This is a genomic window from Serratia sp. CY82433, assembly GCF_052166535.1.
Classification (GTDB): domain Bacteria; phylum Pseudomonadota; class Gammaproteobacteria; order Enterobacterales; family Enterobacteriaceae; genus Serratia; species Serratia sarumanii.
Genome location: NZ_JBJNOR010000001.1, coordinates 1,308,020 through 1,320,914, shown reverse-complemented (window position 1 = coordinate 1,320,914; position 12,895 = coordinate 1,308,020). Strand labels below are relative to the sequence as shown.

The following is a 12,895-nucleotide window of genomic DNA, read 5'->3' as shown; positions in this document are numbered from 1 at the left end:
ACCCAGTATTAACGACGCTGTATGGGCGGGTGCATTTTGGCTAGCGTTCGGTGCCGCGGGCGATTGCGGTCAATGAAGCGCCACTGGGGTGCGAGGATGGACCGAAGCTCGCCGGCGAGTGCAACGGCAGTGATGAAACGCCGGCCGACGGTTAATGAACGTTACGAGCTGTCCCCATTGCCGCCAGGCGCACGGCAGGCTAGGCTGTTCAGCTCATGGGCCGCCGCGTGGCGGCTTGAACGTTGCACAGGGAGTCTCTTTTATGACGGGTATTTTGCAGTTATTCCAGGCCATCGGACTGGGTTTGGTGCTGCTGTTGCCGCTGGCCAACCCGCTGACCACGGTGGCGTTGCTGCTCGGGTTGTCCGGCAATATGACGCGCGAAGAGCGTAATCAGCAGTCGCTGATGGCCTCGGTTTATGTGTTCTGCATCATGACGGTGGCGTTTTACGCCGGCCAGGTGGTGATGAACACCTTCGGCATTTCGATCCCCGGCCTGCGCATCGCCGGCGGCCTGATCGTCGCCTTCATCGGTTTCCGCATGTTGTTCCCGCAACAAAGCGCCGATGAGGCGCCGGAGGTGGAGAGCAAGTCGCACGAGCTGCGCCATAAGACCTCGGCTAACATCGCCTTCGTGCCGCTCGCCATGCCGAGCACCGCCGGGCCGGGCACCATCGCGATGATCATCAGCTCAGCGTCGAGCGTCAAAGATAACACGCTGGGTTTTGAACCCTGGGTGCTGGCGGTGGCGCCGGTCGCTATCTTCCTGACGGTCGCGGTGATCCTGTGGGGCTGCCTGCTCAGTTCCGGCGCCATCATGCGCTTGGTGGGGAAAAGCGGCATCGAGGCGATCTCGCGCCTGATGGGCTTCCTGCTGGTGTGCATGGGCGTGCAGTTCATCATCAACGGCGTGCTGGAGATCATCTCCACCTATACGCCGGCCGCCGCTTAAAGATCAAAAACGGGCGCGTCGTCGCGCCCGTTGCCGTTATTTCCCCTTCGGCGCCTGCGCGCCCAAAATGCCTTTGCCTTCCGGCACTTCGGTAAAGCGGCTGAGGATCTCGCTGTAGGTCTTGGCCGGATCCAGATCCGGGAACTGCGCCGGATAGATAAACTTCGCCAGATACTCCAACCCGACAATGTTGTACGGATGGTTGTAGAAGTTATGGTAGATGCCGTAGAACCGCCCTTCTTTCACCGCCGACACCTGCGCGAAGCCCGGGCGCTGTTTCATGCGATTGAAAGCCTCATCCACCTGCTGTTGCGTGACGCCATAGCCGAACGGCACCGCGGCGTTGGTCTTGCTGGCCCACTGCGAGCCGGAAACGATGTAGGCATCCGGTTTCATGGCGATCACCTTTTCCAGCGCCACGTCGCCGGTCGCGCCCGGCAACAGCGCAGAGCCGATGTTGCGCGCGCCGACCGCTTCCACCAACGCGCCCCAGCCGACGTGCGCATGGGTGAAGCAGCAGGACTCCAGCCCATTCAGGCCGGCCTTGGCTTCAAAGAACACCAGCGGCTTGGGTTCCACCGCCTGCGTCTTGGCCAGAATGGCCTGATAATGCTGCTGATAATAATCGGTATATTGCTTGGCTTCACTTTCCCGGTTGAGGGTTTCCCCCAGCAGCGTCACGCTTTTCGGCGTGTTTTCCACCGGCTTGAGCATGGTGTCGATAAACAGCACCGGCACATTCAGCGCCTTAAGCTTATCCAGCACGCCGGTTTGGCTCAGCGAAGGTTTGGAACGCAGCTGGGCGATCATCAGATCGGGCCGCTTGGCGATCACGCTCTCCAGATTCACTTCACCTTTGTCGCTGAATCCCATATCGATGATGTTTTTCGCCGCCGGCCATTTGCTCTGCAAGATATCCCAGGTCGCCGCGTCGCTTTTCTTCAGCAGGTTATTCCAGGCCACCAGCCGGCCGAACGGGTTGGCGCGATCGAGCAGCGCCAGCGTGAGAATGTCGCGCCCGTCCTGCACCACGATACGTTTCGGTTCTTGCTGGAGGGTGAGCGTCTGGCCGGAGGTGTCGGTCAGGGTCAGCGGATAGGTGGTGGCCATCGCCGGAGAGGCGAGTAAGGCGGCGCAAATCAGCGCCGGCAAAGTGATTCGACGGTGCACGAAAGACTCCTTAGTCATGAACGCAATCAGGAAATACTAATGAGAATGGCTTGCATTATCAAAGATAACGCCCGGCAACCCGACGATTAATTGCAAAGGGATGTGTAACGCAGGATTGAGAGGCGCGCCGAAGGCGGCGCGCCCAGGGGATCACACCAGGCCGTAAATCAGCGCCGACAGCGCGATCAGGCCCATCACCAGCACGAAGACGTTGCTCGCCGCGCGGTATTTGCGCATCGCCGGCACCGCGCGCACCGCGTACATCGGCAGGATAAACAGGATAGCCGCAATCAGCGGGCCGCTGATGGTTTCGATGATGTGCAGCGCGCTGGGGTTCCACACCGTCGCCGCCCAGGTGAGCAGGAACAGCGAAACCGCCGAGATGCGGTGCGTCATGCGCGAGCTGAGCGGTTTGCCGACCGCGCGCGTGACGCCGTCGATCAGGCTGGTCGCCCCCTCCGTGACCCCCAGCGAGGTGCCGAGATAGGATTTCGCCATTGCCAGCATCGCCATCACCGGGCCGAGATAGGCGATCAGCGGGTTGGAAAACTTGTTGGCCAGGGTGGTCAGCACCGTGATGTTCTGATCTTTCGCCTGCTGCATGTCTTCATGGGACAAACTCAGCACGCAGCTGAACACGAAGAACAGCACGGTGACGCAGATCAGCACATAGCTGTAGCGCATGATGCGCGCGCAGCGGCGTTCCGCCTTATCGCCATACAGGCTCTTCTGGGTCGAGGCGAAGGAAGAGATGATCGGCGCATGGCTGAAGGAAAACACCATCACCGGCACCGCCAGCCACAGCGAATGCCACAGCCCCGGCGTGTCGAAGCGGGTGGCGGCCAGGCCGTGAACGAAATTGGCGGTATTCCAGCTCGGCATCAGGTACAGCGAAATGCCCATCAGGAACACCAACAGCGGGAACACCAGCATGCCCATCGCCGCCACGATGCTGTCTTTGCCGCGCAGCAGCACCAGATTGAGCACCACCACCACCGCCAGGCTCAGCCAGATGCGCGGCAGCGGCGCCACGTGGAACTGGTGGATCAGGAAGCTGTCCAGCGCATTGGTGATCGAAATGCTGTACACCAGCACGATCGGGAAGAACGCCATCAGATACAGCATCATGATGATTTTGCCGGCCAGTACGCCGAAGTGTTCGACCACCACATCGTGAATATTGCCGTCGCGGCTGGAGCCGGAAAGCACGAAGCGGCTGAGCGCGCGGTGCGGCAAATAGGTCAGCGGGAAAGCGAACAGCGCCATCAACAGCAGCACCAGCGGGCCGTTCAGGCCGGCGTTGATCGGCAAGAACAGCGTGCCGGCGCCCACCGCGGTGGCATAGAGACCGAACATCCAGACGGTGTCGGTTTTGTTCCATTTGGCGGGCTGAGCGGCCGTCAGCGTGCCTGAATCGGGAGAAATCGTACTCATGAGACAGTCTACCTTAATCTGCGGCGCCAACGATTGCGCCTAACGGGATATCCTTCTCCGCGAATTTTTTAATAATAATCAGTGAATTAAAGCGATATTTCATACTTGCGCCTGATGAAAGGACGGCAAAGGATAATGAAAAATCCGTTGCGGGTCTATGTTTTATCGGCCGAACGAACGATTTGCGAACAGGAAATGCTGAAAAAACCGACGCACCCAGTCAAAACTAAGGGCCCCTTGCGGAGCCCTTAAACGGTTTACTTCTTCGCGTCCGGATGGTCCGGCACCTCGGCGCTGCCCATCTCCTTCTCATCGCGGATCATCGAGCGGTCTTTACGCACGTCGGCCACGTCGGAGGCGCTCACCGGTTTGGCGCTGTTGCCCCAGCTGGTGCGGATGAAGTTCACCACGTCCGCCACCTGCTGATCGTTCAGACGCCAGCCGAACGGCGGCATGGTGATGTTGGACACCGCCCCCTGCACCGCCGGCGTGGTGTTGCCGGTCAGCACGATGTGGATCAGCGAGGTCGCGTCCTCGGTCTGCACCACCGGATTGCCCTTCAGAGATGGGAAAGCGCGCTTGTAGCCCACCCCGTCGGTGCGGTGGCAGGCCGCGCAGTTATCGACATACAGCGCCGCGCCGGGCTTGCTGTCGTCGCCGCGCCACAGATCCTTGGCCACGCTGTCTTCGACCGGCGCCGCCTGCTGCTTGCCGTCTTTCGGCGGCAGCGATTTCAGGTAGCGTGCGATAGCGGTCAGATCGTCGTCGCTCAGGTATTGCAGGCTGTGCTCCACCACGTCGCTCATGCCGCCGAATACGATCGCCTTGTCGTTACGGCCGGTTTTCAGGAACTCGGTCAGCTCGGCTTCGCTCCAACTGCCCAGGCCGTCCTTGTTATCACCGCGCAGGCTGGAAGCCACCCAGCCGTCGATCGGCGCGTTGCTGCCGGACAGGTAATCGTCGCTTTCGCTGTTGCTCAGCGCTTTTTCCTGCATGGTGATGCTGCGCGGGGTATGGCAGGCGCCGCAGTGGCCCAGGCCTTCCACCAGGTAGCGGCCGCGCTCGATGATCGGATCGGCCTTGGCGTCGGCGACGAAGTCCGCCGGCGACGGCGCGAACATGCCGCGCCAGATGCTCAGCGGCCAGCGCATCGACAGCGGCCACGGGATGTCGGAATCCTTGTTGGCCTGCTCCACCGGCTGCACGCCGTGCATGAAATAGGCATACATGGCGCGCATGTCGTCTTCTTTCACCAGCGCGAACGACGGGTACGGCATCGCCGGATACAGGGTGCTGCCGTTTTTGGCTACGCCCTTACGCACCGCGTTGTCGAAATCCTCGAAGCTGTAATCGCCGATGCCGGTTTTCTTGTCCGGCGTGATGTTGGTGGAGTAGATGGTGCCGATCGGCGTCTCCATCGCCAGGCCGCCGGCGAAGGTTTTGCCGCTCTTGCCGTCGGTGTGGCAGGCCACGCAGTCGCCGGCGCGCGCCAGGTATTCACCGCGCTTGATCAGCTCGCTGCTGACGGTGGCGTCCTGCGCCCAAACGGAAAAACTCACTGCACTGAGAACCAGTGCCGGTACAAATGCTTTCATCGTTCGCCGTCCTTATGCCTGCACCAATGGGCCTGGGTTTTTCAGATACTGCTCGCGAATGGCGCGGGCAGACCAGTAAGCCAGCGCCGCCACGGTGCCGGTCGGGTTGTAGCCCAGCCCCTGCGGGAAGGCCGATGCGCCGATCGAGAACACGTTGTGCACGTCCCAGCTCTGCAGATAGCGGTTGACCGCGCTGGTCTTCGGATCTTCCCCCATCACCGCGCCACCGTTCATGTGGGTGGTCTGGTAGCTGGTGGTGTCGAAGTGGCTGTTGGCGTTTTTCGGGCTGCCGGCGATCAGTTTCGGGTTCATCGCCTTGGCGATCGGCGCCATCTTGTCGTACATGAACTGCGCCATCTTGATGTCGTTCTCCTGCCAGTCGAACGTCATGCGCAGCAGCGGCTGGCCAAAGACGTTCTTGTAGTTGGGATCGAGATCCAGATAGTTGTTGCGGTACGACTGGTGCGCGCCGTGGGCGTCCATCGAAACGTGGTGAGTGTAAGCATCCGCCACCGCCGCTTTCCATTTGCTGCCCCAGGCCGGGGTGCCCGGAGGCGTCGGCAGACCGGAGATCGGCTTGGTGCCCGCCTGGTTGACCCAGAACGGCGAACCGCCGACGAAGCCTTCTTTGGCATGGTCGAAGTTGTCGGCGTTGAAGTCGTCCACGCCCACGCCGTTGCCGCCGGCGCCGATAAACGGGTTGGTGAACACGTCTTTATCGAAGAACGCCTTGATGGTGGTCATGTTCTGGTAGGCGAAGTTACGCCCGACCACACCCTCGCCGGTCACCGGATCGTAAGGCTTGCCGATGCCGGACAGCAGCATCAGATGCACGTTGTGGAACTGGAACGCGCCCAGGATCACCAGATCGGCCGGCTGTTCAATCTCGCGCCCCTGCGCATCGACGTAGTTCACGCCGGTGGCGCGGGACTTGTCGTCGGTCAGGTTGACCTTCAGCACGTTGGCGTTGGTGCGCAGCTCGAAGCGTTTCTCCATGCGCAGCGCCGGCAAGATGTTGACGTTCGGCGAGGCCTTGGAATACATGTAGCAGGCGTAGCCGCTGCAGAAACCGCAGAAGTTGCACGGGCCCATCTGCGCGCCGTACGGATTGGTGTAAGAGTCCGAGGTGTTGGCGGACGGCAGGTTGTAAGGGTGGTAACCCACCTCCAGCGCCGCCTTCTCGAACAGTTGGGCGGAGTAGGTATTTTTCTGCGCCGGCAGCGGGAAATCGTCGGAGCGATCCGGCGCAAAGCGGTTGCCGCCCTTCTGCGCCACTTTCTGCCCTTTGATGGTCCAGGCGGTGCCGGAGGTGCCGAACACTTTCTCCGCCTTGTCGAAGAACGGTTCCAGCTCGTCGTAGGTCACGCCGAAGTCCTGGATGGTCATGTCCTTCGGAATGAAGTTTTTGCCATAGCGCTCTTCATAGTGGCTGCGCATGCGCAGTTCGATCGGATCGACGCGGAAATGCACGCCCGACCAGTGCAAACCGGCGCCGCCGACGCCAGTGCCCGGCAGGAACGCCGCCAGTTGGCGGTAAGGCACCGCGGTCTGGCTGCTGTTATGGCGAATGGTGACGGTGCTTTTCGACAGATCCTGGAACAGTTTGCGGCGGATGTTATAGGTCAGCTCGTCGATCACCTGCGGATAAGACCCGTCCGGATAGGTGTCGCGCATCGGGCCGCGCTCCAGCGCCACCACGTTGAGGCCGGCCTCGGTCAGCTCTTTGGCCATGATCGCGCCCACCCAGCCGAAGCCGACGATCACCGCGTCTACTTTTTTCATTACCGTTGCCATGCTTAGCCCCTCTCCCCACGAATCGAGACCGGCGGGAAGGGATAACGCTCCCCTCGCTCAACCCAGTCCATAAAATCGGCGCGCGCGCCCGGAAAATTAATCAGTTTCCAGCCCACCATGTCTTTGTTGCCGCCATGGATGGGATCGCTGAAGAAACCTTCGCGGGTGTTTTGCAGCAGATAGGAGAAGAACAGTTTCGACGGCAGCTGCGGGAACTCCGCCTCGCCGGACTCGAACTTTTGCAGCATGGCGTCTTGCTGCGCGCCATCCAGTTCGGCGAAGGGCTTGCCGGCGGTTTTCTTGCTGTAGGCGTCGGCGTCACTGATGCCGAGGTTGTAGATTTGCTTGGGCACCAGCGGCAGCTGATAGCCCATCTCCTTCGGCACATCGGGGTTGAACGGCCCCTGCATGTACCAGATGGCGCCGGTGGCGTACGGGGTATTCATCTGGCGATCGATAAACTCCGGCACGCCGGCTTCCAGTGCGCCGGGGCCGCGCTCGTCGGCCGGGATCAGGCGCGCCACGGCGGCCTTGATGAAGGCCCACTCTTCCGGGGTGAAAAAGGTCGGTTGGTAATCGTTCTGCGTTGAGGTGTTCGAGGCCGCGACCGCCGGTGTCGGTGCCGTCAGCGCGCCAACGCCGCTGCCACCAATTACCGCCGCAGGAATTAAGGTCATCGATTTCAACAAGAAATCGCGCCGCGAATTGTTGGTTTTATGATTCGACATGTCACATTCCATCCAAAGATAGTCACAACTATTTAACCGCAACCTTGCGATCGATACGGGTTTTTAAAATAATTTGTTACTTATTTGTATATTTATTGAAGGTCAGAATACATCCAAGCGCAAAAATGTTACCGGTAACTTATTGAATGAACGTAAAGATTTATCTGCTAACGTAAATTTAACTTTTCGTGCGGTTTTTCCGATAAGCGGTGAGGAAATAACGAAAAATGAGAAGCAGCTCGCGCGCTGGAACGGTGCCGGAAACAAAATCGGCCGCATTCAGCGGCCGATTCGACAAGAGAGAGGGTTACTGCGACATCGCCTGATAGGCGGTGGTCACCTTCCACAAATAGCGCGGTGCCTGTGGCGCCGGATGCTTTTTCTGGATGTGCTGATAAAACTCATCCGGGCTCATCTGATTAATGCGATTGACCGCCACGCGCTTGTCCGATGAGAAGGTGCGCAACATGGCGCCCGCCCCGTTCACGTACGAAACGATAGTGGCATAACGCAAAGTCTGTGGGTTGTTGATCCCGGCTAGCTGCTGGCTTTGAAGAATATTGATATAGGCCGTTCCCAGATCAATATTGACCGCCGGATCCTTCAGCTCACGCGAGCTGGGTTGCCCGCTTCTTCCTTTCATGCGATAGGCGTCGCGGCCGGCGGTAGAAGCCTTAAGCTGCATCAATCCCACTGCGTTCGAGGTGCTGACCACGTTCGGGTTAAACCCGGACTCCACCTGAATAATCGCTTTAATCAGCGTTTCGTCAACGCCGTAGTTGCTGGCGGCCTGACGAATGTAATCGTTATAGGCAACCGGCGTGCCTGTGCGGTTTACCGGTGCCTGCGGAGGGGGTTTTAACCAACCGCCGCGCGTTGTGCCACTGCCTGAAATATTGCTTGCCGTTTGCGGATCTTTGGCGCACCCCGACAAAAGCAAAATTGCCGTAAGGCAACCTATTTTTGTTTTCACAGAATCCCTCACTCCTTTCAATGAGTTGCGTAGCATATACAACTTGTAAGGACACCTGCAGTAATTTTTTGGGCTAATCTCAAGCTATCCATATACCAAGAGGTGATTTATGAGTCAATCTGCAACAAACTGCTTTGTGGTGACTTTTCGCTATCAGGAAGAGGGATTAACCGACCTGGCGAAGCTGACCGGGCAATTGACGCGTGAAGGTTTTGTCACGTCGGTGACAGACGAAAATGGCGTGCACCATGAGCTCGGCAGCAACAGTTTTGCGTTCATAACCGCGCTGGATCAAGAGGATGTACAGCGCCTGGCACAGGGGTTCGGCCAGTTGGCATTGGGAAAACAGCCGGAGGTGGCGATATGCGCCTGTAAGGACTACCTTCAGCGGTTACATACTGATACATAAAATGCTATAACTTCCCGGAGGGTATTATTTTTTCAGTTGGAGATGTACCCCGCCGGCGGTGGGCAAGTGACGCTTGACTTCGCTTCAATTGATATTGATAATCATTTTCATTTGAACCAGGAGACGTCATCATGCCATTGATAAGTTGCGCTTTTCGTCGCAGTCGCCCCTTCCGCGCTGCCGCACTGTTACTCCCTTTCACGCTCGCCTGCCTGCTGCTCGGCGCCGCTATGGCCAGCCCACACGCGCTGGCGGAAAAGAAGCTGCGCGTGGTGACCACCTTTACCATCATTCAGGACATCGCCCAGAACGTGGCGGGTGACGCCGCCGTGGTAGAATCCATCACCAAACCGGGTGCCGAGATCCACGACTATCAACCGACCCCGCGCGACATCGTCAAGGCGCAGCACGCCGATCTGATCCTGTGGAACGGCATGAACCTGGAACGCTGGTTCCAGCGCTTCTTCGAGAACATCAAGCAGGTGCCGGCGGCGGTCGTGACCGAAGGCATCACCCCACTGCCGATCCGCGAAGGGCCGTATAACGGCAACCCGAACCCGCATGCCTGGATGTCGCCGAGCAACGCGCTGGTGTACATCGAGAACATCCGTAAGGCGCTGGTAGAGCACGATCCGGCCAACGCGGCAACCTATAACCGCAACGCCAAGGCCTACGCAGAGAAGATCGGCGCGCTGGACGCCCCGCTGCGCGAACGCCTGGCGCGCATTCCTGCCGCACAGCGTTGGCTGGTGACCAGCGAAGGCGCCTTCAGCTATCTGGCGCAGGACTACCAGCTGAAAGAAGTTTATCTTTGGCCGATCAACGCCGATGAGCAAGGCTCGCCGCAGCAGGTGCGCCGGGTGATCGACGCGGTGCGCGCCCACCATATTCCTGTGGTGTTCAGCGAGAGCACCATTTCCGACAAGCCGGCCAAGCAGGTGGCGAAAGAGACCGGCGCCAAATACGGCGGCGTGCTGTATGTGGATTCGCTGTCCACCCGCGATGGCCCGGTGCCGACCTATATCGACCTGCTCAACACCACCGTGCAAACCATCGCCAAAGGATTCGATCAATGACCCATGAACCGTTTGTCCGCCCTGAATTGAACGTGGACGACGTCACCGTAACCTACAACAACGGGCACACCGCCATTCATAACGCCAGCTTTACCCTGAGCGGCGGTTCGATCTGTGCGCTGGTCGGCGTCAACGGCAGCGGCAAATCGACGCTGTTCAAAAGCATCATGGGCCTGGTCAGGCCCACTGCCGGCCAGGTGTCGCTGAGCGACAAACCGGTGGCGGACGCGCTGAAAAAGAACCTGATCGCCTACGTGCCGCAGACCGAAGACGTCGACTGGAACTTCCCGGTGCTGGTGGAAGACGTGGTGATGATGGGCCGTTACGGCAAGATGAACTTCCTGCGCATCCCGTCGCGCGAAGACCGGCTGCGGGTCGACAAGGCGCTAGAACGCGTCGGCCTGAGCGAGCTGCGCAGCCGGCAGATCGGCGAGCTGTCCGGCGGCCAGAAAAAACGCGTGTTTCTGGCGCGCGCGCTGGCGCAACAGGGCACGGTACTGCTGCTGGACGAGCCGTTCACCGGCGTGGATGTAAAAACCGAGAACGCCATTATCGAGCTGCTGCGCGCGCTGCGCGACGAGGGGCACCTGATCCTGGTCTCCACCCATAACCTCGGCAGCGTGCCGGAGTTTTGCGATCGGGTGATCCTCATCAACCGCACGGTGCTGGCCGCCGGCCCGACCGAGACCACCTTCACCCAGAGCAACCTGGAGCAGGCGTTCGGCGGCGTGCTGCGCCATATCAACCTCTCCGGCCCGGATCTGCACGACGACAACGATCCGCGCACAGTTACGGTGTTGACCGACGATGAACGCCCCGCGGTGTTCTACGGCCACACCAAGAGCGATCCGCCGGCCAACAGCCAGGCCAGGGAGAAACAATCCTGATGCTGGACCTTCTGCTGCAACCTTTCAGTTATAACTACATGGTGAAAGCCATCTGGGTCAGCGCCATCGTCGGCGCCGCCTGCGCGTTCCTCTCCGCCTACCTGATGTTGAAAGGGTGGTCGCTGATGGGCGACGCGCTGTCGCACTCGGTGGTGCCCGGCGTAGCCGGCGCCTACGCCCTCGGCCTGCCCTACGCCGCCGGCGCCTTCTTCACCGGCATGCTGGCGGCGCTGGCGATGACGCTGGTGCGCCACATCACCCGGCTGCGCGAAGACGCCATCATCGGCTTTATCTTCTCCACCTTCTTCGCCGTCGGCCTGCTGATCGTGTCGCTCAACCCCACCTCGGTCAACGTGCAGTCGATCATCTTCGGCAATATCCTCGGCATCGCCGACGAAGACGTGCTGCAGGTGGAAATCATCATCGGCGTTTCGCTGCTGATCCTGTGCCTGGTGTGGAAAGACCTGCTGGCGGTGTTCTTCGACGAAAGCCACGCGGTGTCGATCGGCCTGTCGCCGCTAAAGCTGAAGATCCTGTTCTTCACCCTGCTCAGTGCCTGCACCGTCGCCGCGCTGCAAACCGTCGGCGCCATTTTGGTGATCGCCATGGTGATCACGCCGGGCGCTACCGCCTATCTGTTGACCGATCGCTTCAGCCGTCTGGTGATCATCGCCATCATCATCGGCGCATTGACCAGCGGCGTCGGCGCCTACCTGAGCTTCTTCCTCGACGGCGCCACCGGGGGCGTGATCGTCACCCTGCAAACGCTGGTGTTCCTGGCGGCGTTCTTCTTCGCGCCGAAACACGGCCTGCTGGCGTCCCGGCGCCGCGTGGCGCATTCGCAAACCGGAGGCCGCTGATGGACACCCTGTATCAACTGCTCAGCGAACCCTTCGCCTACCCGTTCATGCAGCGGGCGATCGTCGCCGCCATCGTCACCGGCGTAGTGTGCGCCGTGCTCTCCTGCTACCTGGTGCTCAAAGGCTGGTCGCTGATGGGCGACGCCATCTCGCACGCGGTGCTGCCCGGCATCGTGGTGGCGTTCGTGGTCGGCATTCCGCTGGCGATCGGCGCCTTCCTTTCCGGCATCTTCTGTGCGGTAGCCACCGGTTACCTGAAAGAGAACAGCCGGGTGAAAGAAGACACGGTGATGGGCATCGTCTTCTCCGGCATGTTCGCCTTCGGCCTGGTGCTGTTCTCGCGCATCGATACCGACCAGCACCTGAGCCACATTTTGTTCGGCAACATGCTGGGCATTACCGACGGCGAGCTGAAGCAAACACTGCTCATCGCCGGCATCACCCTGGCGGTGGTGCTGCTCAAGCGCAAAGACTTCATGCTGTACTGCTTCGATCCGCATCATGCGCGGGTGATTGGCCTGCCGGTCAAGCTGCTGCACTACGGGCTGCTGTGCCTGCTGGCGATGACCATCGTCGCCTCGCTGCAGGCCGTGGGGGTGATCCTGGTGATCGCCATGCTGATCGCCCCGGGCATCATCGCCTTTATGCTGTGCCGCCGCTTCGAACGCATGCTGGTGGTGGCGACGGTGGTGTCGGTGTTCTCCTGCGTGCTTGGCACCCTGATCAGCTTCCACATCGACGGCGCCACCGGGCCCTGCATCGTCATCGTACAGGCCGTGCTGTTCGTTATCGCCTTGTTGTACAGCAAGCTGCGTCCGTTACAGCGTAACCAAAACGCCCTCACCGGCGGTTAATCCCCTCCGATGCGGCGATGCCCTCTGCTCGCCGCATCGCCTGCCCCCGCCCATTGCGTTGTTGTCATCGAGTTGCAACCGGTATTGCGCTTAAATTAATCAATAGGGTATATACTTTGAGCTGGCGAGACGCTGAAAAAATCGCCGCCTTTGACGCCGGCTG

12 protein-coding genes are annotated in these 12,895 nt (G+C 60.1%); 6 read left to right on the top strand and 6 right to left on the bottom strand.

The genetic code is table 11. The features are described from left to right. The first annotated feature begins 262 nt into the window (after window positions 1-262). Window positions 263-952, top strand: coding sequence for a MarC family NAAT transporter (locus ACJ8PI_RS06575; protein ID WP_033653915.1), 690 nt, complete (start codon window positions 263-265; stop codon window positions 950-952). Window positions 953-988: 36 nt separating this feature from the next. Here the strand turns inward: ACJ8PI_RS06575 and ACJ8PI_RS06570 are convergent, their stop codons facing one another. The 6 genes from ACJ8PI_RS06570 to ACJ8PI_RS06545 all read right to left on the bottom strand — a co-directional run bounded on the left by ACJ8PI_RS06570 (window position 989) and on the right by ACJ8PI_RS06545 (window position 8,646). Then, window positions 989-2,122 (bottom strand): ABC transporter substrate-binding protein, encoded by a 1,134-nt coding sequence (locus ACJ8PI_RS06570; RefSeq protein ID WP_049196140.1) that lies wholly within the window; start codon window positions 2,120-2,122, stop codon window positions 989-991. A 150-nt stretch (window positions 2,123-2,272) separates the two neighbouring features. Next, window positions 2,273-3,556, bottom strand: coding sequence for a serine/threonine protein kinase (locus ACJ8PI_RS06565; protein WP_033638320.1), 1,284 nt, complete (start codon window positions 3,554-3,556; stop codon window positions 2,273-2,275). A gap of 257 nt (window positions 3,557-3,813) precedes the next feature. Then, window positions 3,814-5,151: a c-type cytochrome gene (locus tag ACJ8PI_RS06560; protein WP_033638319.1), complete on the bottom strand. Its 1,338-nt coding sequence runs from the start codon at window positions 5,149-5,151 to the stop codon at window positions 3,814-3,816. 12 nt (window positions 5,152-5,163) lie between these two features. Further along, window positions 5,164-6,945, bottom strand: a complete 1,782-nt coding sequence (locus tag ACJ8PI_RS06555; RefSeq protein WP_004931432.1) for a GMC family oxidoreductase — start codon at window positions 6,943-6,945, stop codon at window positions 5,164-5,166. 2 nt (window positions 6,946-6,947) lie between these two features. Next, window positions 6,948-7,673, bottom strand: a complete 726-nt coding sequence (locus ACJ8PI_RS06550; protein WP_033638317.1) for a gluconate 2-dehydrogenase subunit 3 family protein — start codon at window positions 7,671-7,673, stop codon at window positions 6,948-6,950. A 307-nt stretch (window positions 7,674-7,980) separates the two neighbouring features. Further along, a complete protein-coding gene (locus tag ACJ8PI_RS06545; protein WP_004931439.1) occupies window positions 7,981-8,646 on the bottom strand; it encodes a transglycosylase SLT domain-containing protein in 666 nt (221 codons plus the stop codon). 109 nt (window positions 8,647-8,755) lie between these two features. On the opposite strand from ACJ8PI_RS06545, the gene ghoS reads away from it, so the two are divergent. The 5 genes from ghoS to ACJ8PI_RS06520 all read left to right on the top strand — a co-directional run bounded on the left by ghoS (window position 8,756) and on the right by ACJ8PI_RS06520 (window position 12,732). Further along, entirely contained in the window at window positions 8,756-9,055 is a 300-nt protein-coding gene (gene ghoS, locus ACJ8PI_RS06540) for a type V toxin-antitoxin system endoribonuclease antitoxin GhoS (RefSeq protein ID WP_033638315.1), read from the top strand. Between the two features lie 131 nt (window positions 9,056-9,186). After that, window positions 9,187-10,131, top strand: a complete 945-nt coding sequence (locus ACJ8PI_RS06535) for a metal ABC transporter substrate-binding protein (protein ID WP_164134291.1) — start codon at window positions 9,187-9,189, stop codon at window positions 10,129-10,131. Next, a complete protein-coding gene (locus tag ACJ8PI_RS06530; RefSeq protein ID WP_047727680.1) occupies window positions 10,128-11,018 on the top strand; it encodes a manganese/iron ABC transporter ATP-binding protein in 891 nt (296 codons plus the stop codon). Before ACJ8PI_RS06535 ends, ACJ8PI_RS06530 begins: the two co-directional genes overlap by 4 nt. After that, complete coding sequence (yfeC, locus tag ACJ8PI_RS06525; RefSeq protein ID WP_164134292.1) at window positions 11,018-11,878, top strand: iron/manganese ABC transporter permease subunit YfeC; 861 nt, start codon at window positions 11,018-11,020, stop codon at window positions 11,876-11,878. Before ACJ8PI_RS06530 ends, yfeC begins: the two co-directional genes overlap by 1 nt. Then, window positions 11,878-12,732: a metal ABC transporter permease gene (locus ACJ8PI_RS06520; RefSeq protein ID WP_033646322.1), complete on the top strand. Its 855-nt coding sequence runs from the start codon at window positions 11,878-11,880 to the stop codon at window positions 12,730-12,732. The genes yfeC and ACJ8PI_RS06520 overlap by 1 nt, the downstream gene beginning before the upstream one ends. The last annotated feature ends 163 nt before the right edge of the window (window positions 12,733-12,895 follow it).

What these genes read in the sequence shown, in the direction of transcription:
- ACJ8PI_RS06575 (WP_033653915.1), top strand. Translation starts at nt 263, where the DNA reads ATGACGGGTATTTTGCAGTTATTCCAGGCCATCGGACTGGGTTTGGTG.
- ACJ8PI_RS06565 (WP_033638320.1), bottom strand. Translation starts at nt 3,556, where the DNA reads ATGAGTACGATTTCTCCCGATTCAGGCACGCTGACGGCCGCTCAGCCC.
- ACJ8PI_RS06560 (WP_033638319.1), bottom strand. Translation starts at nt 5,151, where the DNA reads ATGAAAGCATTTGTACCGGCACTGGTTCTCAGTGCAGTGAGTTTTTCC.
- ACJ8PI_RS06555 (WP_004931432.1), bottom strand. Translation starts at nt 6,945, where the DNA reads ATGGCAACGGTAATGAAAAAAGTAGACGCGGTGATCGTCGGCTTCGGC.
- ACJ8PI_RS06550 (WP_033638317.1), bottom strand. Translation starts at nt 7,673, where the DNA reads ATGTCGAATCATAAAACCAACAATTCGCGGCGCGATTTCTTGTTGAAA.
- ghoS (WP_033638315.1), top strand. Translation starts at nt 8,756, where the DNA reads ATGAGTCAATCTGCAACAAACTGCTTTGTGGTGACTTTTCGCTATCAG.
- ACJ8PI_RS06535 (WP_164134291.1), top strand. Translation starts at nt 9,187, where the DNA reads ATGCCATTGATAAGTTGCGCTTTTCGTCGCAGTCGCCCCTTCCGCGCT.
- ACJ8PI_RS06530 (WP_047727680.1), top strand. Translation starts at nt 10,128, where the DNA reads ATGACCCATGAACCGTTTGTCCGCCCTGAATTGAACGTGGACGACGTC.
- yfeC (WP_164134292.1), top strand. Translation starts at nt 11,018, where the DNA reads ATGCTGGACCTTCTGCTGCAACCTTTCAGTTATAACTACATGGTGAAA.
- ACJ8PI_RS06520 (WP_033646322.1), top strand. Translation starts at nt 11,878, where the DNA reads ATGGACACCCTGTATCAACTGCTCAGCGAACCCTTCGCCTACCCGTTC.